Source organism: Rheinheimera maricola (assembly GCF_016918075.2).
GTDB classification, from domain to species: domain Bacteria; phylum Pseudomonadota; class Gammaproteobacteria; order Enterobacterales; family Alteromonadaceae; genus Alishewanella; species Alishewanella maricola_A.
Genome location: NZ_JAERPS020000004.1, coordinates 193,747 through 217,847, shown reverse-complemented (window position 1 = coordinate 217,847; position 24,101 = coordinate 193,747). Strand labels below are relative to the sequence as shown.

General features: G+C 49.9%; 18 protein-coding genes. 6 read left to right on the top strand and 12 right to left on the bottom strand.

What is annotated here, in order from left to right; all coding sequences use genetic code 11:
- Positions 1–53: 53 nt before the first annotated feature.
- From I4W93_RS12340 to I4W93_RS12330, 3 genes are all read right to left on the bottom strand, one after another.
- Entirely contained in the window at positions 54–1,295 is a 1,242-nt protein-coding gene (locus I4W93_RS12340; protein WP_205311486.1) for a serine hydrolase domain-containing protein, read from the bottom strand.
- 120 nt (positions 1,296–1,415) lie between these two features.
- Positions 1,416–2,963, bottom strand: coding sequence for a M56 family metallopeptidase (locus tag I4W93_RS12335; RefSeq protein ID WP_205311487.1), 1,548 nt, complete (start codon positions 2,961–2,963; stop codon positions 1,416–1,418).
- A gap of 2 nt (positions 2,964–2,965) precedes the next feature.
- The gene (locus I4W93_RS12330) at positions 2,966–3,379 is read right to left on the bottom strand and encodes a BlaI/MecI/CopY family transcriptional regulator (RefSeq protein ID WP_205311488.1); all 414 of its coding nucleotides are present in this window, start codon (positions 3,377–3,379) and stop codon (positions 2,966–2,968) included.
- 365 nt (positions 3,380–3,744) lie between these two features.
- Between I4W93_RS12330 and I4W93_RS12325 the strand changes: the two genes are divergently transcribed.
- Complete coding sequence (locus I4W93_RS12325) at positions 3,745–5,223, top strand: Na+/H+ antiporter NhaC family protein (RefSeq protein ID WP_205311489.1); 1,479 nt, start codon at positions 3,745–3,747, stop codon at positions 5,221–5,223.
- Positions 5,224–5,263: 40 nt separating this feature from the next.
- Here I4W93_RS12325 and I4W93_RS12320 read toward each other — a convergent pair whose 3' ends face one another.
- On the bottom strand, positions 5,264–6,793 hold the full coding sequence (locus I4W93_RS12320) for an amidase (RefSeq protein WP_205311490.1): 1,530 nt from the start codon (positions 6,791–6,793) through the stop codon (positions 5,264–5,266).
- A 232-nt stretch (positions 6,794–7,025) separates the two neighbouring features.
- On the opposite strand from I4W93_RS12320, the gene I4W93_RS12315 reads away from it, so the two are divergent.
- The 5 genes from I4W93_RS12315 (at position 7,026) to I4W93_RS12295 (ending at position 14,504) form a co-directional block, all read left to right on the top strand.
- Positions 7,026–7,517, top strand: a complete 492-nt coding sequence (locus I4W93_RS12315) for a TIGR03546 family protein (protein WP_205311491.1) — start codon at positions 7,026–7,028, stop codon at positions 7,515–7,517.
- A 10-nt stretch (positions 7,518–7,527) separates the two neighbouring features.
- Positions 7,528–9,306 carry a TIGR03545 family protein gene (locus tag I4W93_RS12310; protein WP_205311492.1) on the top strand — a complete coding sequence of 593 codons (1,779 nt, stop codon included), beginning with the start codon at positions 7,528–7,530 and terminating at the stop codon, positions 9,304–9,306.
- A gap of 40 nt (positions 9,307–9,346) precedes the next feature.
- Complete coding sequence (locus I4W93_RS12305; RefSeq protein WP_205311493.1) at positions 9,347–10,132, top strand: substrate-binding periplasmic protein; 786 nt, start codon at positions 9,347–9,349, stop codon at positions 10,130–10,132.
- A 246-nt stretch (positions 10,133–10,378) separates the two neighbouring features.
- The gene (locus I4W93_RS12300) at positions 10,379–13,477 is read left to right on the top strand and encodes an efflux RND transporter permease subunit (protein ID WP_205311494.1); all 3,099 of its coding nucleotides are present in this window, start codon (positions 10,379–10,381) and stop codon (positions 13,475–13,477) included.
- Entirely contained in the window at positions 13,470–14,504 is a 1,035-nt protein-coding gene (locus tag I4W93_RS12295) for an efflux RND transporter periplasmic adaptor subunit (RefSeq protein ID WP_205311495.1), read from the top strand. Before I4W93_RS12300 ends, I4W93_RS12295 begins: the two co-directional genes overlap by 8 nt.
- 53 nt (positions 14,505–14,557) lie before the next feature.
- Here the strand turns inward: I4W93_RS12295 and I4W93_RS12290 are convergent, their stop codons facing one another.
- The 8 genes from I4W93_RS12290 to parE form a co-directional block, all read right to left on the bottom strand.
- A complete protein-coding gene (locus tag I4W93_RS12290) occupies positions 14,558–15,547 on the bottom strand; it encodes a tetratricopeptide repeat protein (RefSeq protein ID WP_205311496.1) in 990 nt (329 codons plus the stop codon).
- A gap of 5 nt (positions 15,548–15,552) precedes the next feature.
- Positions 15,553–16,254, bottom strand: coding sequence for a phage tail protein (locus tag I4W93_RS12285; RefSeq protein ID WP_205311497.1), 702 nt, complete (start codon positions 16,252–16,254; stop codon positions 15,553–15,555).
- Complete coding sequence (locus I4W93_RS12280) at positions 16,251–17,063, bottom strand: hypothetical protein (protein ID WP_205311498.1); 813 nt, start codon at positions 17,061–17,063, stop codon at positions 16,251–16,253. The genes I4W93_RS12285 and I4W93_RS12280 overlap by 4 nt, the downstream gene beginning before the upstream one ends.
- A 186-nt stretch (positions 17,064–17,249) precedes the next feature.
- Entirely contained in the window at positions 17,250–17,621 is a 372-nt protein-coding gene (gene rraB, locus I4W93_RS12275) for a ribonuclease E inhibitor RraB (protein WP_205311499.1), read from the bottom strand.
- A gap of 4 nt (positions 17,622–17,625) precedes the next feature.
- A complete protein-coding gene (locus tag I4W93_RS12270) occupies positions 17,626–18,375 on the bottom strand; it encodes a 1-acylglycerol-3-phosphate O-acyltransferase (protein WP_205311500.1) in 750 nt (249 codons plus the stop codon).
- Between the two features lie 78 nt (positions 18,376–18,453).
- Positions 18,454–20,742 carry a DNA topoisomerase IV subunit A gene (gene parC / locus I4W93_RS12265; RefSeq protein WP_205311501.1) on the bottom strand — a complete coding sequence of 763 codons (2,289 nt, stop codon included), beginning with the start codon at positions 20,740–20,742 and terminating at the stop codon, positions 18,454–18,456.
- The gene (locus I4W93_RS12260; RefSeq protein ID WP_205311502.1) at positions 20,739–22,145 is read right to left on the bottom strand and encodes a hypothetical protein; all 1,407 of its coding nucleotides are present in this window, start codon (positions 22,143–22,145) and stop codon (positions 20,739–20,741) included. Before I4W93_RS12260 ends, parC begins: the two co-directional genes overlap by 4 nt.
- Before the next feature lie 33 nt (positions 22,146–22,178).
- Positions 22,179–24,074, bottom strand: a complete 1,896-nt coding sequence (gene parE, locus I4W93_RS12255) for a DNA topoisomerase IV subunit B (protein ID WP_205311503.1) — start codon at positions 24,072–24,074, stop codon at positions 22,179–22,181.
- Positions 24,075–24,101 lie beyond the last annotated feature (27 nt).

The window sequence follows — 24,101 nt, the reverse complement described above, 5'->3', positions numbered from 1 at the left end:
TCGACACTAAGGCGACCTTACGGTCGCCTTTTTTCTGCAGCGTATTAACTGAACTAAAGCTTTGGAACTAACCAGTCAGGAGCTATCTGCTGCAAAAAAGGCCGGGTAATACGTGCTGCCTGACCAGCAAAATCACAATATTTTTCTTTCACCGTATTAGTGTTCATCGCAACCACCAGCTGTAGCTCGGGATACAGCACCAGCCAGCTTTGCGCGCTATCAGACACGCCTCCATGATGAACAAAACTAACGGTTTGACTCAAAGGCGTTGTTTTGTCACAAAACAGGTAGTCCTGTGAAAAATGGCGCCAACCTAAGGCATAAAATTGCTCGTTAACATCACCGTTGCTGAGCTTTTGCGCTGTCCAGAATTCTTGCTGTATTGCCGTAGGAATAAAATCCGGATCAAACCAGGCAGAGCCTAATCGAGCCAAGTCAGCAGAGCTGGCAATTAAGCCGCCGCTAGCCCATTTCTGACTTAAGTTAACTGGCCAGTGTGCTTTGGCGTAACCATCGTGGGTGAGGTAAAAATTGGCTCTGTTAGGAAAAAACTGCTCTGGATAGTCTGCCGACAACGACCCCAGTTGCAACGGCTGGCTGACCGACTGTGAAAGATATTGCAAAAACGGCTGCTTTACCGCATTTTGCAACACTGCACTGGCCAAATTGACATCAAACGAGCTGTAGTGGAAGCCGGTACCCGGACTAAATAACAATGCACTTTCGTCAAATAGCGTCAATGCCTGCTCTACATCGGAGAAATTGCGCTGTTTCAACAGTGTCCTTATAGCCCCTAGCCGGTCTGTATTTTCGCCGTACCCCGGCATACCAGCGGTATGTGACATTAGTTGGCGTAAGGTAAAATCTTTCCAGGCTGGATTAGGCAGATCTGGCATATAGCGACTAATGGGACTATCCAAATCGACACTACCGGCAGCAACTGCTCTGGCTAAACTGGTGGCAGTAACAGCTTTGGACGTGCTACCAATACGAAACTGACTTTGCACCGTAGCCGCAGTTTGGCTAGCAAGGTCAGCGTAGCCTGCCGCGCCCACCCAAATAAGCTTACCGCGCCAGGCAACCGCAGCCGTTAAAGCAGGTAGCTGCTGTTGCTGCTGTGCCAGCATAAGTTCAGCCATTGCTTGCTCTGAAGCCTGCTGAAAATCTTGTTGATACACCTCACTCTGCTGCGGAACTTTAGTTGGTAATGGCAACCAGCCTGAAAACCAATACACTATGATGCCTAGTACTAAAACCGACACCAGGCCTAACAAACTTAACAGTACTTTTTTCATTGGTCATGCTCCAAATGTATGTTTATCAGGCAAAGCTCCGCCTGCAAGCTTGAGTAGCCCGTTTGATAAATTATTAAACGTAATACGGTTATTAAGATTATTAGGGTTGTCGTCGGCTCTTCATTGGAGTGCCCCCTGATGCCGCAAATAAGTGCGCATTTCTTCAGTAGCGGCGCGACTAAGGGCGGATCTAAGCTCTCTACCATCCATTAGCGTAGCTTCAACCTGCAGATTGACATTAGCGCCCATACTGACCAGGTATTGCACCATTTGCAGATCACCAACATAACTGGCGTTAATTAGCGGCGTTTCATCTGCCAGGACTATAGCGTTAACATCAGCCCCGGCCTGGACTAACTGTTGCACCAGTTTAAGGTTGCGCCGCTGCACGGCAATAATTAGTGCATTACCATCGCCTCGACTACTGGCATTAACATCTGCCCCCGCTTGCAGTAGCACGGCTACCACTGTGGCGTTTTCTTGCCTTACAGCCACCATCAGCGGCGTGCCCTGTCCAGGCATGGCTTGGTTTATTGGGTAGCCTTGTGCTATTAACCGCCGCACTGTGGCAATATCATGTTGTTTGATACTGCCAAGCAATTCATCCAGCTGCTTAAGCTCGCTTAACTTAATCAGGCCGTATTGCTTGGGTAGCTGGGTCACTTGCCATTGCTGCGTTAAAGCAAAAGCAAGCAGCAACACTGCCGATAAAGCAGTAACCGTAATCATATTGCGCGCAGTTGCCCTGCCGCCAGCACCTTGCAATACGGCACTGACACGCTGTGCTAACAGCGGCTGTTGCTGCCATGGCATCGCCAGTGTTGCAGTCGTGGGTCTGGCCATTGTTCTGCTGCAATCGAGTAGGGTTTGAGCATAACGGTGAGGCTGAAGTAAACTTGCTACCACCGCAGCATCACAGCTTAACTCCCGATAGCGATCCAACTGCCGGCATAACAGCCGCCAGAACGGGCTCCAGCAACACAAGATCCCCACCAGTTGCTGCAGATAAAACCCCAGTAAATCACCACGCTGCCAGTGCATATGCTCGTGGGCAATCACATGTTGTAATTGCTCTGCAGACAAACTTTTAAGCCAACTGGAGGGCAGTAAAATACGCGGATGACGTAGCCCCAACAACATCGCGCTGCTAATAGCACCATGCTGATACACGCCGGGTAAGCGTGCGGTATAACCTACTAAGGAGCAGTCTTCAGCCTGACACCATAATTGACGGCTAACCCAGTAACTTTGACAAAAACGATAGCACTGCCGCAAACACAGCATTGGCAACAGCCACAACAGCCATAGTGGTGGTGTTAGTAAGTACAACAATTGCGGCGTCAACGCCCAGCGCTGAATAATTTCTGTAGTAGGTTCGACAGCAGCGAGTGTAACGTTCTGCCGTTCGGTCTGGTATTCGGATTTCACCTGCAACCTTGCCAGATCGGTACTAAACAAACTGGACTCAGCTTTATCATCCGCGCTAAGCATTAATATTAGCAACGGCAGTATAAACAGAATCACCGTGAGCGATGTCCACAGCCGCAACATCAGCTGTGGTGAGCTTTGCCATTGGCTTGCGCTAAGCCAATACAGCCAGGGAATGGTCATGACAGCCAATCCCACATGAAGTAACAAATAAGACAACAGCCAACTGTACTCAAACATGCTCAGGACTCCTGCCCACCTTTGTTGCCTGCAATGACATCAGCCTTGGCATCAATTTGCGCTTGCAAATCTTGCTGTAGAGCCTCGGGTAATTCCTGCTGTTGTAGTAAATGTTGTGCCAGTAAAACCGGAGAGCCGGCAAAAAACCGCTGTAACAATGTACTTAACGCCTGACTACGTGCTTCTTGCTGCACAGTTACCGCTTGATAAACAAAAGCTTTACCTTGTTTTTCACACTTTACATGGCCTTTATCAAGCAAAATACGGCATAGCGTTTGCACGGTGGTATAAGCAACAACAGACTGTTTGTTCAGCTCTGCGACTATAGCTTTAACAGCACAAGGCCCGCGCTGCCATAAAACCTGCATAATTTTTTGCTCTGCGCCGGTTAATTCTGTTGATTTTTCTCTGGCCATAATTAAAACCTACTAAACATTTAGTTTTAAATTAGCGCATCAAAATTCCACATGCAACTAATTAATTAGTTTTAAGCGCGTTTGTCATTGCTTACGTTGCCAAAAACCACTACCAGCTGGGGCGTGACAGAAAGATTCCATTTGTAGAAAAAATAATTTTTGCTATGATTGCGCGGTATTTCGGCAACTGGCTGCATATCCGCTAACACTGCGTATTTATGCAGTAAAGTCTGGTATTTAGCGCTTACCGTTTTAGCGCAGCACCGCTGAATTTTAATGCATCCACTCCGTTGTATTAGGTTATCTGCTGCAACGGTTCACTTAATTTTTATCCGGCATGTCGGACTTAATGTTGAGAATAATAAATGATGTCAGCAGATACCCTGGTTGAGAGTCTCGCCGAACCTGTTGCAGCGGCGGTCGACGCGGCCGCCGTTGTTGTTAATCCAAGTGCCATCAGTTTGCTACCACCGCTGGTTGTGCTGGCCATTGCTATTTGGCTAAAGCGGCCTATTTTAGCATTGGTGATGGGGGCCATTGCCGGCATGTTGCTGGTGTCTCCGGCCGGTGCTTTAAGTAATATGGCCGAGACCTCTCTTCGTGTCATGCAAGATGAGACGATAGGCTGGCTTATTTTGGTCTGTGGTGGTTTTGGTTCATTAATTGCCCTGCTGGTGCATACAGGCGGTGCTTTTGCTTTTGGCCGCGCGGCGCAACATGTAGCGACAGGCCGTAAATCTTCCATGTTAATGACCTGCTTTTTGGGCATCGTTATTTTTGTTGATGATTATCTCAACGCGCTGACTGTCGGCGAGACGATGAAGCGTATCACCGACAAATATAAAGTATCGCGTGAAATGCTGGCTTATATTGTCGACTCAACTGCAGCGCCCATTTGCGTGCTTATCCCTATATCTACCTGGGCGGTGTTTTTCGGTGGCTTGTTGGTGGCTAACGATGTAACCCCCGCTGGCGATGCCAGTGGTATTCAAACCTATATTTCGGCTATTCCTTATATGTTGTACGCCTGGCTGGCGATGATCATGGTTTTGTTGGTGATCTTAGGTGTAGTGCCCGTATTTGGACCAATGAGAAAAGCTGAACTGGCCGCCCAACAGGCCACCATTGCCGCCACCGATGCACCACATTCTTCAACCGCTGCCCAGGACACCCACTCGGCGGATGACTTTGCCGTGCAATCATTCGATGAAGAGTTTGAGCAAAGCAACCGCAAAACCGGCAAGTTACATAATTTCCTGCTACCAATGATTATGTTGGTTGGTTTTACCATTTGGTTTGACATTGATGTCTGGCAAGGCTTGCTGATGACGTTTGCACTGACTTTGCCACTGTATTTGGCCCAGCGACTCATGAACATCACCGAAATGATGGATGTGATGATCCACGGTTTTAAAACCATGTTGCCGGCCATTTGTACGGTTATTGCTGCCTTTGTCTTTAAAGACGTGTGTGATCAACTCGGCCTGCCGCAGTTTATTATCGACAATCTTGCACCCTATATGAGCGCGCAATTACTGCCGGCACTGGTGTTTTTCTCCATGGCCATTCTGGCCTTTGCTACCGGCTCGTCTTGGGGTATTTTTGCCGTGTCTATTCCGATTGTGATGCCGCTGGCATTTGCCGTAGAAGCCGACATTCCGTTGGTAATTGGCGCCCTGTTATCGGCCAGCTCTTTTGGCAGCCAGGCTTGCTTCTACAGTGACTCTACCGTTTTAGCGGCTCAAGGTTCTGGCTGTAACCTGATGAGCCATGCGTTAACGCAATTCCCGTATGCTTTTATGGCAGCAGTGTTGGCGTTTTTTGGCTTCCTGGCGCTGGCATAAATTGCACCAGTAATAAAAAAGGCGCTTAATGCGCCTTTTTTTATTCCGCCGCAGTTAAAAACTGCGGCTGGCGATAAGCGCCCAAAAAACGCTCCAGTGTAGCAGCCAAAGCCACTAATTCTGCCTCAGACCATGGCAGCCCTACCACACTGATGCCAAGTGGCAGCACGCCGCTGTAGGTCGCCGGCAGAGTGACTGACGGATACCCTGCTACAGCAGCGGCTGTCGAAGTACCAAAATTAAAGCTGTCGCCGTTAACATGGTCTATTAGCCAGGCTGGGCCATAGCTGGGTAAAATAATGGCGTCAAACTGCTGTTGTTTAAGGTATTGGTTCAGCGCCCGCTCGGCCAACAACCGGCTTTGCTGCAATGCTTGCTGATAGGCTGCCTGATCCTTTTGCAGGTCAATTTCTGCCGCTTGCTGCAAATACTGCTGGCCATAAAACGCCAGCGCGGCCTCACCCTGCTGCTGATTAAAGGCGACAATTTCAGCCAGCGTATCCAGGTTTTCGTTGACCTGGTAGTCTTTTAGCCATTGCTCTAAATCACGTTTAAATTCATAAATCAGCACCTGAAACTCAGCCTGATACAGCTCGCCGGGCAGCGTCCAGCTATCGTTATTCACCACTTCAACACCGCTAGCCTGAAGCATTACCGCCAGCTGGTTAAACATCGGTGAAAGCGCGGCGTTGCGTTTGTCATAAGCACGTACCAACAGTACTTTTTTTGCTTTGCTAGTGGCCACAGCCGCTTGTGCTAAGGGCTGACTCAGTTTGCTTTTAGCCTCTGGTGTTAGCATGGCATCCAGCAGCAGGGCGGCGTCAAACACCTTGCGCGCCATAGGGCCGGCAATATCCTGGGCACTGGCAATAGGAATAATACCCTCGCCCGATACGGCACCCCGGCTGGGTTTAATACCGACAACACCGTTAATGGCAGCAGGGCATGTTATCGAACCATCAGTTTCAGTACCGACGGCCAGTAAGCTAAAATCGGCGGCCACCGCCGCTGCCGAACCAGAACTAGAGCCACAAGGTGTATGTGTTAGAAGGTGTGGGTTCTTTACCTGGCCGCCTAAGGCCGACCAGCCACTGGCCGAACCTTCACCGCGAAAATTAGCCCACTCCGACAAATTAGTTTTACCCAGCACCACCGCGCCCGCCGCTCGCAGTTGTTGCACCAGCTGTGCATCGCGAGCAGTAACATGGCCCTTCAGCGCCAAAGCACCGGCGGTGGTTGGCATAGCATCTGCAGTAGCAATATTAGCTTTTAGCACCACCGGCAAACCGTGCAATGGCGACAATACCTTACCTGCCGCTCGCTGCTGATCCAGCGCTTTAGCTTGCGCTACGGCGTCTTTATTAATGTCGGCTATTGCTGCCAATTGGTAACCTTGTTGGTTATCAGCTGCAATGCGTGCCAAGTAATAATTTACCAATTGCTCGCTGGTAAGTTCACCACGTTGCAGTGCAGCTACTGCCGTCTGGGCATCAAGCCAGGCAGGTGACTGCTGTGCTATGGCGGTGCTACTACTTAGCAATAAGCTAATGGTGGTTAGCAAGGTTCGCATCGGGGGGAGCTCCTATGGTTTTGTCTTTAACTGATACTACGTCAGTCCCCCGGCAACAGGCGGGTAGTTGGTCGTATAAAAGGCGCTATTGCCCGCAAAACCCTTTAGCGCAGCACAGCAATGGCAGAAACCGTAGCTCGGTCAACACTTTGTCACTGTTTTGTCCCTGACAAAACGCCGATACACTGTTACCTTATATAACATCTTTATCCTGGCTGTTACCGGAGCGTTTATGCTGACCCTAGTGGCTAAAATTCTGAAAGTATTAAATTCACAAGCCTCTCCGTGGCAGATTGGCTGGGCCATAGCACTGGGCTTGTTTGTCGGCATTTTGCCGTTTGGCTTGCTCACTTTGCTTATCGTATTGGTGGTTTGCCTGCTTACCATTAACTTGTCCACTTTTATTGTGGTATGGGGCTTAACCGAAGGCTTAATGCTACTGTTTGCCGCGCCATTAGAACGGCTGACCTGGCAGTATGCACAAAATGATAGCCTGTTACAGCTGTTAGCCAATACCGAAACGCTGCAATTGTTGCATTTACACCATACCCTGACATTAGGTGCGTTTTTACTTGGCGCCATATTGTTACTGCCCATTGCCTGGCTGAGTAAAACCCTGGTAATGCAATATCGTACGCGGGTGATGAACAGTGTCCAGCAGTGGAAAATTATGCAGATGCTTAAAGCCAGTAAGCTGTTCGATCTATACGAAAAATTGAATTAAGGAGCCCGGCATGATACGTAAATCCGGTTGGTTGGTGTTTATAGTGTTCGTCGGCGCTTTGCTGGCACTGGTGTATTTACTGGCCGGCCCGGCCATCCGGGTGGGTATGGTATACAGCCTGGAAAAAGCGGTTGGTGCTGAGGTAAATATCGATAAGGTATCGCTGCAATTGGCTCCGCTGGCGGTGCGCATTAACAATTTACAAATTACCGATGCCGCCAAGCCAAGCCACAACAGCGTGAGTTTTGGCCATGCCAGCGCCGCACTGGAAGTGTGGCCCGCATTGCTGGGTTACTATGTCATTAACGAGCTGACGGTAGATGATTTACACTATGGAGCCGAACGTGCCAGCCAGGGCGACGTATACCGGCAACCGGCTGCAAACGGCGAGAAAGTCGATCTGGCGCAGCTACTGCAAGTAGATTTGCCCGATGCCGACGAACTTATCGCCCGCGCCAACCTGCAAACGCCGGCTAAAGCCGAAGCACTAAAGCAACTGGCGTTAAATGAACAACAACAACTGAAACAACTTCAGCAGCAGTTACCCGGCAAAGATGCTCTGGCGCAATATCAAAGCGAAATTAAAGCCCTTACAGACAGCAAAATTACTAATGCCACCGATTTAGCCGCCAAAGCCCAGCAACTGCAGCAGCTTAAAGACAAACTCACTGCCGAGAAAGCCAGCCTGGAGCAGATCACGCAGCAACTTAGCCAAAGTAAAACTGCGCTGAGCCAGGCCGTTGCTGAGTTAAAAGCGGCCAGTAAAGCCGATTATGCCAAAGTCCAGCAGCTGGCTAATCTGAGTGATGGCGGCCTGGCCGGCATTAGTCAGATTTTACTCGGTGAACTTTGGGGTGAGCGCATCAGCCAATTGCAAAGCCTGTATCTGCTTGCTAAACCCTATTTGCCAGATAGCCTGCCGCAAGGTGGCACTAACAGCCCAGCTGAGCCAGAGGTAGTGTTACCCAACCGAATACTACCACTGCCAACCCAGCCGTACCCGGATTTTTGGATAAAAACAGCGCGGATCAACTGGCAGCTAGGCGGCGGCGAAGCGACTATCGCGCTAAAAGATATTACCGCTCAACATCAGCTTATTAATCGCGCCACACAGTTTTCGCTCGATGTTAAACAGTTACCGCAACTGGCGGCGTTTAGTTTAAACGGCGATTTTGCCATTTTAGAGCAGATGGTCACAAACCTTAACTGGCAGCTCGATGGCCTTAACCTGCAACCAATGACACTAGGCCACGGCGATACCGCAATGGATTTAGTTGCAGGCTTATTAAGTTCCAGCGGCAAACTCAGCCTAACCGACAACCAGATAGCGCAACAAGCCAATGTGGTACTTAAGGCCGCCAACTTTAACAGCAGTGCCAATAAATACCTGCAACAACTGGCCGGCTTACTTAATCAACAACAACAGATCCCTTTCAGTATTGCCGCCACCGGCCTGGTCAGTGCTCCAGACGTCAGCATCCGCTCGTCATTGGATAAACTGTTGGGCGACGCCTTGCTGGGCGAGGCAAAACAAAAGGTCGCTGCCTACCAAGCTGAGCTACAAAGCAAACTGAACAGCCAGCTGCAAAGCGGCCTGGCCGGCCAACAAGACTGGGCAGCACTGTTAACCCAGCAAGACAGCCAAGTAAGCGATATCAGTGCCAGTATCGATACTATGCTGGACGCTAAACTGGCTGATGTAAAAGATCAGGCAAAAGATAAACTGAAAGACCGATTACTGAAAAAACTCGATACTAAAAAATCTGACGAAAATAATGATAGTAACTAAGCTTTAAACAGTAGGTTTAGCATCCGTGTTGGAGGTGAAATTGTCCATTTCAGCAGTATCGTCCCGCACCTCCAAGTCTGTTATGGTTGTTGTATGGTTCTGCCTTGCAGCTCTTGCAAAGGCAGAGCCGCTACAACTTAATGATATTGACTGGCCACCCTTTTTCTTTCCCGGACAACGTCAGCCGCAGCCAGGCCTCGGTAAGGCACTGCTAAACCATTGCTTAGTGCAACTCGGTTATAGCTTTCGCTACAACAACCTGCCAATTAAGCGCACACATTATTATATGCAGACTGGTGAGTTGGACATTACGGTCTATTCCTATCAAGCCGCGCGCGAAGATGCCGTAGTGTTTGGTAGCGAACCGCTTTTTGTCAGTTCCTATGGTTTTGCGGTAAAAGCTGACAGCGGCATTAATATTAGCCAACCCGCCGACATCAGCGCATTGAAATTTGGCCATTTGGCAGGCCTGGCGCATACGCCGGAACTAAATGCCGTGTTGGCACCGATGCGCGTCAAGCAGCAGGTGATTGAGAGCTTTGAACTTAACACCAACTTGCAACAGTTGATAAGCACCCCGCCCAGAATTGACATTACGGCTAACTCGAGGGAAACCCTGCTATGGCGTATAAAAAACCTCGGTTTAAGCGATAAAATCAGTGTGTTGGATTATGAACTAGCGAATAAACCTTATTTTATCGCCGTGTCTAAAAGCAGCCGCAGTATTAACGATCCAACCAGCTTTATCAGCGAGTTTGACAAATGCATACTGCAATTTAAACAAAACGGCAGCTATGGAGATGTTGCCGCACAGTATGGCTTGTAGGTGTAGCCTCCAATCTCCTAAGTTTTGTATAACAATTCCGAACCCTTAAAAAAATAAAATCAAACCGAAACATTTAGATTACCTATCATAAATATAGCGTTAAACACTAAACCGTTTTGTGGCTATTGTAAGACATTACTAGCCCGCTCCCGCCTGGCGCAAATTAGCCTCCGCCTGCCCCATCAACATCGCTTTTTTTTCAGCAGCAGATAAATTTCAGCCTAGTTAACAGTCTGAGATGCTGCTATGAACCTCACCCGCACTGCGTTGAATAACCCAGCCAGTATTATCGTCTTCGCGTTACTTATTCTGCTGTTTGGCATTATCAGCCTTTCAAAGCTGCCAATTCAGATCACACCCGATATTGAACAACCGCAAATTTCAGTGTTTACCGGCTGGCGCTCTGCTGCACCACAAGAAGTTGAAGCGGTAATCATTGAACCCATCGAAAACGCCATTAAAAATACCCGCGGTGTAGTGAAGGTAGAAACTAATATTCAGCGCGGTTTTGGCTCCATAACCCTGACGTTTGACGTTGGCGCCGATATGCAGCAGGCCATGTTGGATGTAATTAACAACCTGAACCAGGCTCCACCTTTGCCACTGGATGCTATAGAACCGACAGTGGTGGCTGGCGGCGGGCAGAATACGCCCAATGCCGCGTCAATTTTAATCCGGCCGCTGCCGGGCAACCAGGTTAAAGATGTCGCTCAGTTTCAACAGCTTATAGAAGATGTCGTCTATCCACGGTTAAGCCGTATTCAGGGTGTGGGCCAGGTTAATTTAAACAGCCAGCGACCGCGAGAGCTGCGTATTACCTTTGATGCACAACGCGCTGCCGCACTGGGGCTAAGCATAAATAACCTGGCGTCTCAATTACGTGGTGCGACCGATGCATCCGCTGGTTTTGCTGATGTGGGTCGCCGCCAATATACCGTGCGCTTTGCCGGCCAGTTCAGCCCAGAAAGTCTGCTACAAATGATTGTCGGTTACAGCGGCGAGCGCCCGGTGTATTTGGGCGATGTCGCCAGCGCCGAGGTCAGCTTCAGTGATCGTAGCGGCTTTACCTTGCGCAACGGCGCCCATGCCTATTACATCACCATAGCCCGTAATAACGATGCCAATACCGTTGCCCTGCTTGATGACATCAATCAGGCGATCAGCGAGTTAAATCAGGCTGAGTTGCTCGAAGCCGGCCTGATGATGGACTTAAGTTTCGACGCCTCAGTACATATTCGTAATGCCCTGACCTTGGTTAAAAGCAATCTGGGTTTAGGTGTACTGCTGGCACTTGGCCTGTTGTGGCTGTTTATGCGCGGCTGGCGCGCTACGGCTATTATTGCGCTAAGCATTCCACTGTCATTAGCTATTGCTTTGCTGGCATTGCAGCTAATGGACCGCAGCCTGAATGTAATATCACTGGCTGGGCTAGCCTTTGCCGTGGGTTTGGTTATGGATGCCGCTATTATTGTGCAGGAAAATATCCTGCGGCTAAAAAGCCAGGGGCTGGATGATAAAAAAGCCGCTTTGCGCGGTGCGGCGCAGGTGAGTGGTGCTTTGCTAGCCTCTACCGCTACCACAGTGGCTATTTTCTTACCCATTTTGTTTATGGCCGGTATAGAGGGCCAGCTATTTTCCGATTTAGCCCTCACCTTATCGGTCGCAGTATGCAGCAGCTTTATTGCCGCCGTTACCGTCGTGCCACTCGCCAGCCGCTACTGGCTAGGTCAGGCACAACTACAGGACCCTTTTGCAGCCTATTGGCTGCGGCTAGCGGCACTGTTGATGCGCTTAACTAATAGCAATACCAAGCGCCTAAGCTGGATTGCCGGCCTACTGGCAGCGTCCGCTGTGCTAACGGTCGCTTTACTGCCGCGCACCGATTTTATGCCGCGTGCACCTATTGATGGTTTCTTTTATTCTTTTAGCCTGCCACCTGGTGGCAATATCGACTTTCTCGAGCAAGAGTTAGCTAATCGGGTCGTAGAGCGTTTAGAACCCTATTACAGCGGTGGTAAAACGCCCGCCATTAAAAGCTATAATTTTTACACCTTTGGCCCCAATGCCAGCGGTGGTTTTGTCTATGCCGCCGACCCTACTGCCGTTGAGCAGTTAATGACCGTGGTGCGCGATGAAGTATTCGCCGGCATACCTGATACCCAGGTGTTTTTGTTCCGCGGCTCGATGATCAATGTCGCCGGCGGCGGCGATGGCCGCAGTGTCGAGCTTAATCTACAAGGTGCCGATTTAGCGGCTTTACAACAAGTAGCAGCGATTGGTATCAGTGCTGTACAGCAGCACCTTAACGGTGGCAGTGCTCAGCCGGTACCGGCGTTGGAAATGGCCGAACCAGAGCTGCAACTTTTGCCAGATGATCGCGCTATCAGTCAGGCCGGGCTAAATCGGGCCGATGTGGCCAATTATGTCCGCGCTTTTACCAGTGGTTTGTTTATTTCCGAGTATTTTGATGGTAACGACCGGATGAATGTTATTTTGCGCGCCCAGCCATGGCAAAGCCCACAGCAACTGGCGGCTATGCCCTTGCTTACACCACAGGCCGGTGTGCAAGCACTGGACTCATTGGTGCATATTCAGCACACCGTTGGACCATCGCAATTGCGACGCATCGGCGGCAAACGCACGGTAAGTTTAATCATCCATCCGCCGCAACAGATGTCGCTTGACGAAACCATGCAAATCATAACCCAGCAGGTTATGCCCGCCATGCAACAAGCATTGCCGCCGGGCGCCAGCATGCTACTTAGCGGTAATGCCAGCCAGATGAATTCCGCTATCGACGAAATGTTGCTGAACTTTGGCTTGGCACTGCTGATTTTATTGCTGTTGATGACGGCACTGTTTCGCTCATTGCGTGATGCGCTGCTAGTGCTGCTGGTAATGCCACTGGCCATCGCAGGCGGCGTGCTGGCACTGGCGGCGGTAAACCTGTTTAGCGTGCAATCGCTTGATTTGCTCACCATGATTGGCTTTATTATCTTGCTTGGTTTGGTGGTTAACAATGCCATTTTACTGGTCGATCAAACCCGCAGTGCAGAGCGCGAAGGTCTAAGCCGAATTGAAGCGGTGCAACAAGCAATTCTGTTGCGTGCCCGGCCCGTGTATATGAGCACACTAACCAGCTTATTCGGCATGCTGCCACTGATGTTAATTCCCGGTGTTGGCGCCGAAATTTATCGCGGCTTAGCCACTGTAATTGTGGGTGGCATGGCGATTAGTGCCTTGTTTACCCTGATTTTACTGCCTGCTGTGCTGCAATTGCAGCGCCCGGCTACCGTGCGCACAAACGCTGATACGCTTTTAACCAAAGGACATCATCATGCATAAATTTTTACCCGCCCTGCTCCTGCTGTTATTAAGCTCACAGCTGCAGGCGCAGCAAGCCCCCGCCAGCAGCGTACAACTGGGCCAAAGCCAGCTAAGCTACGATGTACCGACAATCGACATTCCTGGCACTGTGCACAGCCGCAATAATATTGAATTAACTTCTGGCGTTGACGGCCGGCTGCAATGGGTTGCCGAAGCGGGCACCCTGGCCCGCGCCGGTGATGTACTGGTACAGTTAGACCCGCTGCCACTGCAACTGCAACGCGCAGAGCTGTCGGCTCAGCTACAACGCGCCCAACTTCAGGCTGATTACTATAAACGTGAATACCAGCGTTTAACCGACCTGCGACAAAGCCAAAGCATTGCCTTGCTGCAATTGGACAAAGCACAGTCTGATCATCAGCTGGCGCAGGCCGATGCTGACATTATAAGCGCCCGTATTGCCCAGCTAGACGACCAGCTGCGCCGCACTAAAGTAGTCGCCCCTTTTGCCGGAGTGGTCGCTCAACGGTTGCGCCAGGCCGGTACTGATGTAGCGCGCAATACGCCGCTACTGCAGCTGCAAGACATTTATCAGCTAGAAGTGCGTGCTTATATACCGCTGCAATATCTGCGTTATGTGCGCCCTGGTGACAGCCTTATGGTTAGTAGCGCCACGCAACAACAAGCGCTAACCGTTTTAGCACTGATCCCCGCGGCTGATGCACTAAGCCAGCGCGCCGAGTTACGGCTAAAGCTCGATAACATGGCAACAGAGTGGCTGGCCGGTGAAATGGTTGATGTTAAAGTCGCCACCCGTAACGGCAAGGCGGCCGTTACCGTGCACCGCGACGCCTTGCTGCTGCGCAGCGATGGTACCTATGTGGTTACCGTAGATGAGCACAATATCGCCCATCGCAAAGTGGTGAAAGTCAGCGACGGTAATGGTGACTGGGTCACGGTAGATGAGGGCCTAAGCGCCGGAGAAAAGGTGGTTACCCGCGGCGCTGAGCGACTGCAGGATGGCCAGACGGTAACCCAAAGCTAATGGCCAATTAATATTGACATAAAATGGCAAAAAATACCCCGGCTTTAACGTAATCAGACTGAGGGGTTAAGACTATTAAGATGCTGCAGCGTCTTTATTCTTAGGGTTTCTTGCCAGCTAGCGGGTGTTAACAGGCTAATTTGCTTTAGCAACGCCATCGCATCGCTATAGTTGCTGTGTTGAGGGGATAATGCTGTCGAAGCGGCATAGGCCCAACTAAACGCTTGCGCCAGCAACGCTGAAGCAGATGTTGATGCAGCATCAACAGGGCCTTGCTGTACTTCGGCCTGATATTGCGCAAAGTATAACGCCGCAGCAGACAAGTAGGCTTCGGTAAAGCCCGCTTTAGCCGCGGTATCATACCAAGCCAGCGCACGAGTAGCGTCTTGGTCTACCACGGTGCCAGTGTCATAGAACTGAGCCAAATAATAGGCCGCCTCAGCACTGTTATTATTGGCAGCAAGGTCAAACCAATACATTGCCTGGCTGGCGTTTTGTGGCAATACAACACCGTTTAACAGCCATTTCGCCAGTTGCAACTGCGCAGCAGTAGCGCCACTGATGGCCGCCTGCTGACACAACTGCATGCCTTTAGGCGGATTTGCCGCAACATAGCTCCCCTCAACCAACAGCTTACCCATAGCGCAGCCGGCTGAGATAATGCCGGCCTGATAAGCCTGCTCAAACCAACCTAGCGCCAAGCTTTGTTCAGCGCTAGCAAAGTGGTCATTCAGATAACAATAACCTAATTGCTCCTGGGCGGCCGGGATCTGATTTTCAGCCGCCAACTTAAACCAGTGGCAACTTTGGCCGGGCGATACACTTACGCCCCACCCCAGCTGATAAAACAAACCCAGTGTAAATTGAGCCAGACCATTGCCCTGCTGCGCTTGCGCTTCATAGGCCGGGCGCGCAGCGGCATAGTCTGCCGCCTGCAGCAAGGTTTCAGCCGCCTGCAATGGCGCCGACCACTCTTTTTCAGTTGCGGCTGCTTGGCTAACAACCACCGCCAATAGCAGCGGCAAACAGGTTTTTATTAGCATCTGCATTAATTGCGTGATGGATATATGCCTTCCAGCGCGATAACCCAGTTTATGGCCAGATAAGGGTCGCGCACGCTAAACGACTGATTACCACCTGCCAAGCCCACTGTGGTGCTGCTATCAAATAGCATATCCAGGTTAATGTTAAGCTCTATCGACTCTGGGTTAAGCTCTACATTGGGTGCGCCGTCACTGTAGATGTTATCGCGGCCCGGGCTATTGGCCAGCACTCTGCCGGTCGGTGTATTTGAATTTGACATTGCCGCCAACCCTTTTAGCACTGCAGTGCTGGCCGAGCTGTCCATATTTAATAACTGCACATTGGTACTGGCGCTGTGATTATGCTGTGGCATTTGATTTAGCGTTAAAGTGGTCGTCTCCTGCCCGCTCATTTGCCCCAGTGTGATAAAACTTAAACCCGACCCATGACCTGCGCCTATCAGCGCCCGGCCACGGGTATCGGGCAAGGCAAAGGTTGTGCGGCCATCACCACCATAGGTGGTGCCTAGTATTGAGAATAGCGCCGTGTTCTGACTTATTGACAACAATTGCCCTTGCGCTAAGGCAAAACCACGCGGGGCGAAATTACCGGCAAACACACACATTGAGCCTAACATGGGATCAATACTACAAGCGTTAACCTTGCCAGATACTACTGACGCACTCACTGCCAGGCTTACTGTTAAAGCGAGATATTTAACTTTCATGGTAGTTTCCTTAATTGACGTTGCGTGACCAAAAATAAACCTAAGGCAAACAGCCAGCCGCTGGCAGGTAGAGGGATTTGCGGAGGGGGAGTATCCAACGGCCGGGCCGCAGCTAAAGATAAGCTGGCAAAGCTGTCCATACCAAAACTGCCCTGTCCGTTAAATTCCTCGCCGATCAACTGCAACTCGCCGCGAAAACTATTCATTGCACCGGCGCCAAGCACGATGTCAAAAGCAAAACTGCCAGCGTCGATTTGTGTAACGCCGAAAGTATTCGTCGGAGCGCCATTTTTTTCATCGCCGAATAAAGTATCGGTGGTCAGATCGGAGAAAAAGAATTCAGTGTCATCGGCATCGAATAGCAAAATTTTCGAGTCGGCAAAAGTGTCATCACCGGACGCTGAAGTCAGGTTGTCAAACTGCAACACAAATGACAGAAAGTAGACGGTGGTTAGCGAATTGTTTTGCAGTAAAAAATCAAAATCAAAGTAGTACCCTGGTGCAGCACCCAAGCCGCGACCACTGACCAGTGAGCCAATGCTGATACCATCATTAATATCGGACAACAAGCCGGCCAGCGGGTTAAACCCGGTAACAGCGGTATCATTTACCGTAGACTGAGTTGTAATACCGCCCTGGACTATCGACATAGTGGCGTTATGACTAACATCAAGCCCGCCAGAAACAGATTCGTCAGCAAAACTGGTCGATGCCGAAATAGACAGATCAACAGGGATTAACGCCGCCAGAGCGGGCGTAGTGAGTATTAGCGCAAATAGTACTGCAATAAATAAACGACACTGTCTCATAAGAATTTCCTTGTAAAAGTAGGTAACCTAGACTTTTGCAAGGTATGCATACAGCAAGCCACTAAATAAAAGCGCCATATATCAGCACCATATAAATTAGCTGCTCAAATTATAAGCAAAATTGATAAAAAAGCTGACACAAGAAAGCCGCTTTATCAGCGGCTTTTGAACTTGGTAAGGTGTTACCTATTCTTCGTCGTCTTCCAGTTCATACTCGTCTTCGTCACCTTCAAAGTAGGTGCCCCAACCGTCGTATTCTACCTGATGTTTCTTTGCCAAAGCCTCTAGCTTAATAGCGTCAGCTACAATGCTGTCGGTTAATAATGACTGTTCGCGAATAGCATCAAACACCCAGGCATTGCTGCCATCTTCAAACTCGACTTCTTCGGCGTCGGTAACTTCGTAACCCAGTTTAAACAGCTCAACCGCCAGCTTTTCTAGCTTGGCAAAGTCTTTGTCATAAAAGTGGTGTTCGATAGTGTATTGCGCATCCGGATCGCTACCATCTTCTAATAAAGCGGCGATGGTGTCTTCGGTAAATTCCTGCCAGTTTTCCATAAAATTACTCTTTAGCTGCGTTAATGCTGGCAGTGTAGTCGTTGCCAAGTTCGCTATCAAGCAAAGCTATCTGTGCTTTCATCTGCTGGTGCATATTCTCGGCAAACTGGCGGATGTTCATCTGCTCTTTGTCCGGCAACGGCACTGGCGCCAACAACTGTACAATCACTTTACCGTTGTTCCAGCGATTAAGCTTAAACTGGCCGTGGGTAGAGCTCATACACACTGGCACCAGCGGTACAGCGGCTTCCATTGCAATATGAAAAGCGCCCATTTTAAACGGCAACAGGCCACGGCCATAGCTGCGGGTACCCTCCGGAAACATCCACACCGACAAATTGTCGCGGCGGATGCGCTCAGCGGCCGCCAACATGGTGGTGAGCGCCTTGGATTTATTATTGCGGTCAATCAGGATATTGCCGCTAAGCCAATATAACTGACCAAAAAAAGGCACATAACGCAGGCTTTTTTTGCCTATGGTTACGGTGCGCGACTCTACGGCATTGCTAATAGTAAATAAATCCAGGTTGTTCTGATGATTCGCAATGTAAACACAAGGCTGACCGATATCAGCACCCTGATATTTGCGCACTTCAACTTTGATACCAAAGATCCATGCTGCCCAGCCATACCAATGCGAAAAAATACGCACGTTATTGGCATGGAATGGCCGCACCAGGCAGATCAATAGCCCGGCGACAGTACTGAGCAGAAAAAACAGTACTAATAAAATAATCCTAACAACCGCAATCACAGTTATCTCCACCTCGCCGCAGGCTTAGCCAACGGCATAGTTACAAGCACCTTAAAAAAGGCGCTTAGTATAGCGGCTTTACTCGCTGCTGCTGGTTTGATCACTGGCCGGTTCAGCACTGTTATTTACCAGCACTTCATCAATACGTTGCAACCCACGCGGTAACTTATTACCACGCCGGCCCCGCTCACCATGGTAATGGGCTAAATCGTCTGCTTTAAGCCCAAGCTTACGTTTACCCGCAACCAGGGTAACGCTACCCGATGCCGGAACTATGGCTAACTGGCACACATATTCTTCGCGGCTGGCAGCACGCCCTGACGGTATCGACATTAGCTTATTGCCTTTACCTTTGCTCAGCTTGGGTAAGTCGGCTACAGGAAACACCAACATTCTACCTTCGTTGGAAATACACAGTACTAAATCTGTCTCGGCATGCTTCACCACCAATGGCGGCAGCACTTTTGCCCCCAACGGTAAACTTAACACCGCCTTGCCGGCTTTGTTACGGCTGAGCAAGTCAGCATACTCGGCAACAAAACCATAACCGGCATCACTGGCCAGCAACAACGCTTGCTTCTCATCACCCAGCAATACATGGTCAAAACTTTCGCCAGCCACAACGGCAAAACGACCGCTTAACGGCTCGCCCTGGCCCCTGGCAGAGGGCAACTCGTGGGCTTCAGTGGCAAAGCTACGTCCGGAGGAGTCAATAAACACCGCCTGCTGATTCGAGCGGCCACTGGCAAGCGCTTTAAAGGCATCGCCGGCTTTGTAACTTAACGCGTTGCCGTCGACATCATGGCCTTTAGCGCAACGCACCCAGCCTTTCTCTGACAACACCACCGTTACTGCTTCACTGGGGAGCAATTCTTTTTCACTTAATGCTTTGGCTTCACCACGCTGCACTAGCGGGCTGCGTCGGTCATCACCGTATTTTTCGGCATCGGCCAGTAACTCATCGCGGATAAGCTTGGTCAGCTTTTTTTCTGAGCCTAAAATGCTCTGCAATTTATCCCGCTCTTTGGCTAGCGCATCTTGCTCGCCACGAATTTTCATTTCTTCCAGTTTGGCAAGATGGCGCAGTTTCAGTTCTAAAATGGCCTCGGCCTGGCGTTCGCTGATGCCGAAAAACGCGATCAACTCCGCTTTAGGCTCGTCAAAGGTACGTATAATACGAATAACGTCATCGATGTTTAAAAAGGCGATTAATAAGCCTTCCAACACGTGAATACGATCCAATACTTTGTCTAAACGGAATTGCAAGCGCCGGCGCACCGTATCACGGCGAAAGGTTAACCATTCGGTTAGAATTTCCAGCAGGTTTTTTACCCGTGGCCGCTGGTCCAAACCCAGAATATTAATGTTTACCCGATAGCTTTTTTCCAAATCGGTAGTGGCAAACAGATGTTGCATCAGCTGCTCAACATCAATGCGATTTGAACGCGGCACGATAACAATACGTGTCGGGTTCTCATGGTCCGACTCATCGCGTAAGTCACTCACCATAGGCAGTTTTTTGGCTTGCATTTGCGCGGCAATTTGTTCCAACACCTTAGAGCCAGACGTTTGATGCGGTAGTGCCGTGATGACAATATCGCCGTCTTCCTGCAGGTATACTGCGCGCATTTTTACACTGCCGCGGCCGGTTTCATAGATGGCCGCTAATTCGTGCGCCGGGCTGATTATTTCAGCGTCGGTCGGGTAATCAGGCCCCTTTACATACTGCATTAAGTCGCTAACGCTGCTATGCGGGTTATCCAGCAACGCCGCGCAAGCAAAGGCCACTTCGCGCGCATTATGCGGTGGAATATCCGTTGCCATGCCTACAGCGATGCCGGTAATACCATTGAGCAGAATATGTGGCAATCTGGCAGGCAGTACTTTGGGTTCTTCCAGAGTACCGTCAAAGTTTGGTAGCCAGTCGGTGGTGCCAGCGCCGAGCTCTGATAACAGCACCTCAGAGAAACGGGATAGTTTAGCTTCGGTATAACGCATAGCCGCAAACGATTTTGGATCATCCGGAGCACCCCAGTTACCCTGGCCGTCTACCAGCGGGTAACGGTAAGAAAACGGTTGCGCCATCAGTACCATGGCTTCATAACAGGCGCTGTCGCCATGTGGATGAAACTTACCCAGCACATCACCCACGGTACGGGCCGACTTTTTAAACTTCGCCAAATGCGACAGGCCCAGCTCTGACATAGCGTAGATAATGCGTCGTTGCACCGGCTTTAAGCCATCGCCTATGTGCGGCAACGCCCGGTCCATAATGACGTACATCGAGTAGTTTAAATAAGCATCTTCAGTAAAGCGGCGCAGTGGCAGCTGTTCAATACCATCATGTGAAATTACAGTTTCTGTCATAGCTTTTCCTGTGTGCCTTGCTGTGCCTGTGCCCTGCGGTGTTGCCTGACCTGGTAGTGCTGCCATATTAGTAACATCAACAGCAACACCGTCAGGCCACTTAATAGCAGCAACCAGACAAATTGATGCTGTTGCTCACGGCCAGCTTGCTCTAGCTGCATGGCTTTTAACCCGAGATCCTGCTGTAGTGCGCGGTTTTTTTGTTGTAGTTGATCGTGACTCATGCCCAGGCGCAGTTGTTCAAATGCCAGTTCATTTTCCTGGTCGCGCATAAGCTGATATTCAGCAACAAAATCATACAATTGACGATATGCTCGCTCGTATTCACCTTGGGCTGCCATTAATTGCGCCTTTAAATGCCATATTGCAAGACGGCTGGCAACATCGTCTTGCAGCCCTTCTTTGTCCAGGCTTTGTTCTGCCAGCAATACATGCTGCAGAGCCAAAGATATCTGGTCTAGTTTTTTATAAATTAACGCCTTTTCATAGTGATGTGTCGCAATATGCGCATTAGATTGCAGCTTGGGTAAATAGTCTTCGGCCTTGTTAATATACGACAGCGCGGCCTCACCGTTTTTACTGTTAATACTGCTAATCGCCAAGCCTAAATAGGCATGGTACAAGTTGACATAATCGTGTAGCTGCAGGCTTTTTTGCAGCATTTTATTGTAGGTTTGTAGTGACAAGTCATACTGTTGCAGGTAACTGTACGTACGCGCCAGATTATACAGCACCGTGATCTGGCTTTTTGGCCAGCCCAATTGTTCGTACTGCGCCAAAGCAACTTTTAATAGCGAAATAGCTTCATCGTCGTACCCAAGTGAAGTATAAAGCAAGCCAAGTTCAGCATTAACCTCAGCCAGTACTTCACTGTCAGCTAAATTTACTGCCCGCTGATAGGTATCTTTGAGCAATGCCAATGCACCTTGGTCATCATTACGTACGGTTAAAATTGCCGCTTGGTTAATCTGGCCAAGTAAAATGTATTTTTCATTTTCTAAGCTGTTCGCCAGCGCAAGACCTTGCTGATAGTGCTGCAGCGCGGTCGCATAGTCGGTTTGCATTTCGCGCGCAAAACCAAGCTCATACAGCAGTTGCACTCTGACAATAGCCAATTCGTCACCCAGAATCTGCAAGCCTTGCTCTGCCGCCTGCTGCTGCTGATGATGGCGGCCTAAGGTGTCAAATAACACCGCCTGTAGATAATACCATTGCACCTGATGCTCACGGTTAAGTGAATCCAACTCTGCCCTGTGTTGCTGCATTAACGTTAGCATTGCCTCAGGCTGCTGCTGTTTTTGCTCCGACACCTGTTGCAACCATGCAGGCATGGCATTGGCAGCTACACCAAAGCTAGTGCCCAGCATGATAATAAAAAGGATGTAACTGACAAATTTGTTCACGGTTAACCGGCCCTACCACTATTTATCATTTCGCTAAACCGCAATCGCGGCTTTGTCGCCTTTTTGCTCCAGCCAGTCACGCCGATCAGCGGAGCGTTTTTTCGCCAGTAACATATCCATAATTTCCAGCGTTTGGGCCACATCGTCGATAGTCAGCTGCACCAGGCGGCGGGTATTCGGGTCCATCGTGGTTTCACGCAGTTGCAAGGGGTTCATTTCACCCAAACCTTTAAAGCGTTGCACGTTAACCTTGCCGCGCTTTTTCTCGGCCTCTATTCGATCTAAAATGCCGTTTTTCTCACCTTCATCCAAGGCGTAATACACCTCTTTGCCAATATCAATGCGATAGAGTGGCGGCATGGCAACATAAACATGGCCTGCTTCCACCAAGCTGCGGAAATGTCGCATAAACAGCGCACACAGCAAAGTAGCAATGTGTAAACCATCTGAGTCGGCATCGGCCAAAATACAAATCTTGCCATAGCGCAGCGCGGTTAAATCGTTACTGTCTGGATCCATACCAATAGCAACAGAGATATCATGCACTTCCTGTGACGCCAGGATCTGACCTGAATCAACCTCCCAGGTATTGAGAATTTTACCGCGTAGTGGCATAACCGCCTGAAACTCGCGGCTGCGCGCTTGCTTAGCACTGCCACCTGCCGAGTCCCCTTCAACGAAAAACAACTCCGTCTGGTTTAAATCCTGCGACGAGCAATCGGCCAGCTTGCCAGGCAATGCCGGGCCAGAGGTCACTTTTTTGCGCACTACCTTTTTTGCTGCTTTTAAGCGCTTTTGGGCGTTGTTGATACAAAAGTCAGCCAGCATCTCAGCAATATCGGTGTGCTCGTTTAGCCATAAACTAAAGGCGTCTTTCACAATACCAGAGACAAAAGCAGCCGATTGCCTAGATGACAACCGCTCTTTGGTTTGGCCAGCAAATTGCGGGTCCTGCATTTTCAGCGACAAGATATAGCTGCAACGGTCCCACACATCTTCCGGCGATAACTTAATACCGCGCGGCAGTAAGTTACGAAATTCACAAAATTCGCGCAAGGCCTCCAGCAAGCCCTGGCGTAAGCCGTTTACATGGGTACCGCCCTGCGCGGTGGGAATAAGGTTAACGTAGCTTTCTGTTACCAATTCGCCACCTTCAGGTTGCCATAATAGCGCCCACTCCACCGCTTCGGTGCTGGCGCTAAAACTGCCAATAAATGGCTGTTCTGGCAAGCAAATATAGTCTTTAACTGATTCAGCCAGATAGTCTTTAATGCCGTTTTGATAGCACCACTGATACTGCTGTTGGTTCACTTTATCGTCAAAACTAACGGTTAAACCCGGGCACAATACCGCTTTGGCTTTCAGCACATGCAACATGCGGCTGACAGAAAACTTTGGCGAGTCGAAATACGACGGCGTCGGCCAAAACCTTACCCGGGTGCCGGTATTGCGTTTACCTACCGTGCCAGTAATGGTTAACTCAGACACTTTATTACCGTGTTCAAACGCCATTTCGTATACATTGCTGTCGCGGCGCACGGTTACATCTACCCGGCTGGATAGTGCATTAACCACCGAAATGCCCACGCCGTGTAAACCACCGGAAAACTGATAATTTTTGTTGGAGAATTTGCCACCGGCATGCAGGCGGCAAAAAATCAGCTCTACGCCCGTCACACCCTCTTCAGGGTGAATGTCTACCGGCATACCACGGCCGTTATCTATTACCTCAAGTGACTGATCATCATGCAATATGACTTGCACGGTGTCGGCATGCCCGGCTAAGGCTTCATCGACACTGTTATCGATTACTTCCTGGCCCAAATGATTTGGCCGGGTGGTGTCGGTATACATTCCCGGGCGACGCTGCACAGGCTCAAGCCCGGTCAGCACTTCAATCGAATCGGCATTGTACTGTTGTGAAGTCATAGTCTCGGTCACTGGCTGATTGGATTT

Excerpts from the sequence above, each read along its gene's own strand:
- I4W93_RS12340 (WP_205311486.1), bottom strand. The coding sequence starts at position 1,295 with ATGAAAAAAGTACTGTTAAGTTTGTTAGGCCTGGTGTCGGTTTTAGTA.
- I4W93_RS12335 (WP_205311487.1), bottom strand. The coding sequence starts at position 2,963 with ATGTTTGAGTACAGTTGGCTGTTGTCTTATTTGTTACTTCATGTGGGA.
- I4W93_RS12330 (WP_205311488.1), bottom strand. The coding sequence starts at position 3,379 with ATGGCCAGAGAAAAATCAACAGAATTAACCGGCGCAGAGCAAAAAATT.
- I4W93_RS12325 (WP_205311489.1), top strand. The coding sequence starts at position 3,745 with ATGATGTCAGCAGATACCCTGGTTGAGAGTCTCGCCGAACCTGTTGCA.
- I4W93_RS12320 (WP_205311490.1), bottom strand. The coding sequence starts at position 6,793 with ATGCGAACCTTGCTAACCACCATTAGCTTATTGCTAAGTAGTAGCACC.
- I4W93_RS12315 (WP_205311491.1), top strand. The coding sequence starts at position 7,026 with ATGCTGACCCTAGTGGCTAAAATTCTGAAAGTATTAAATTCACAAGCC.
- I4W93_RS12310 (WP_205311492.1), top strand. The coding sequence starts at position 7,528 with ATGATACGTAAATCCGGTTGGTTGGTGTTTATAGTGTTCGTCGGCGCT.
- I4W93_RS12300 (WP_205311494.1), top strand. The coding sequence starts at position 10,379 with ATGAACCTCACCCGCACTGCGTTGAATAACCCAGCCAGTATTATCGTC.
- I4W93_RS12295 (WP_205311495.1), top strand. The coding sequence starts at position 13,470 with ATGCATAAATTTTTACCCGCCCTGCTCCTGCTGTTATTAAGCTCACAG.
- I4W93_RS12290 (WP_205311496.1), bottom strand. The coding sequence starts at position 15,547 with ATGCTAATAAAAACCTGTTTGCCGCTGCTATTGGCGGTGGTTGTTAGC.
- I4W93_RS12285 (WP_205311497.1), bottom strand. The coding sequence starts at position 16,254 with ATGAAAGTTAAATATCTCGCTTTAACAGTAAGCCTGGCAGTGAGTGCG.
- I4W93_RS12280 (WP_205311498.1), bottom strand. The coding sequence starts at position 17,063 with ATGAGACAGTGTCGTTTATTTATTGCAGTACTATTTGCGCTAATACTC.
- rraB (WP_205311499.1), bottom strand. The coding sequence starts at position 17,621 with ATGGAAAACTGGCAGGAATTTACCGAAGACACCATCGCCGCTTTATTA.
- parC (WP_205311501.1), bottom strand. The coding sequence starts at position 20,742 with ATGACAGAAACTGTAATTTCACATGATGGTATTGAACAGCTGCCACTG.
- parE (WP_205311503.1), bottom strand. The coding sequence starts at position 24,074 with ATGACTTCACAACAGTACAATGCCGATTCGATTGAAGTGCTGACCGGG.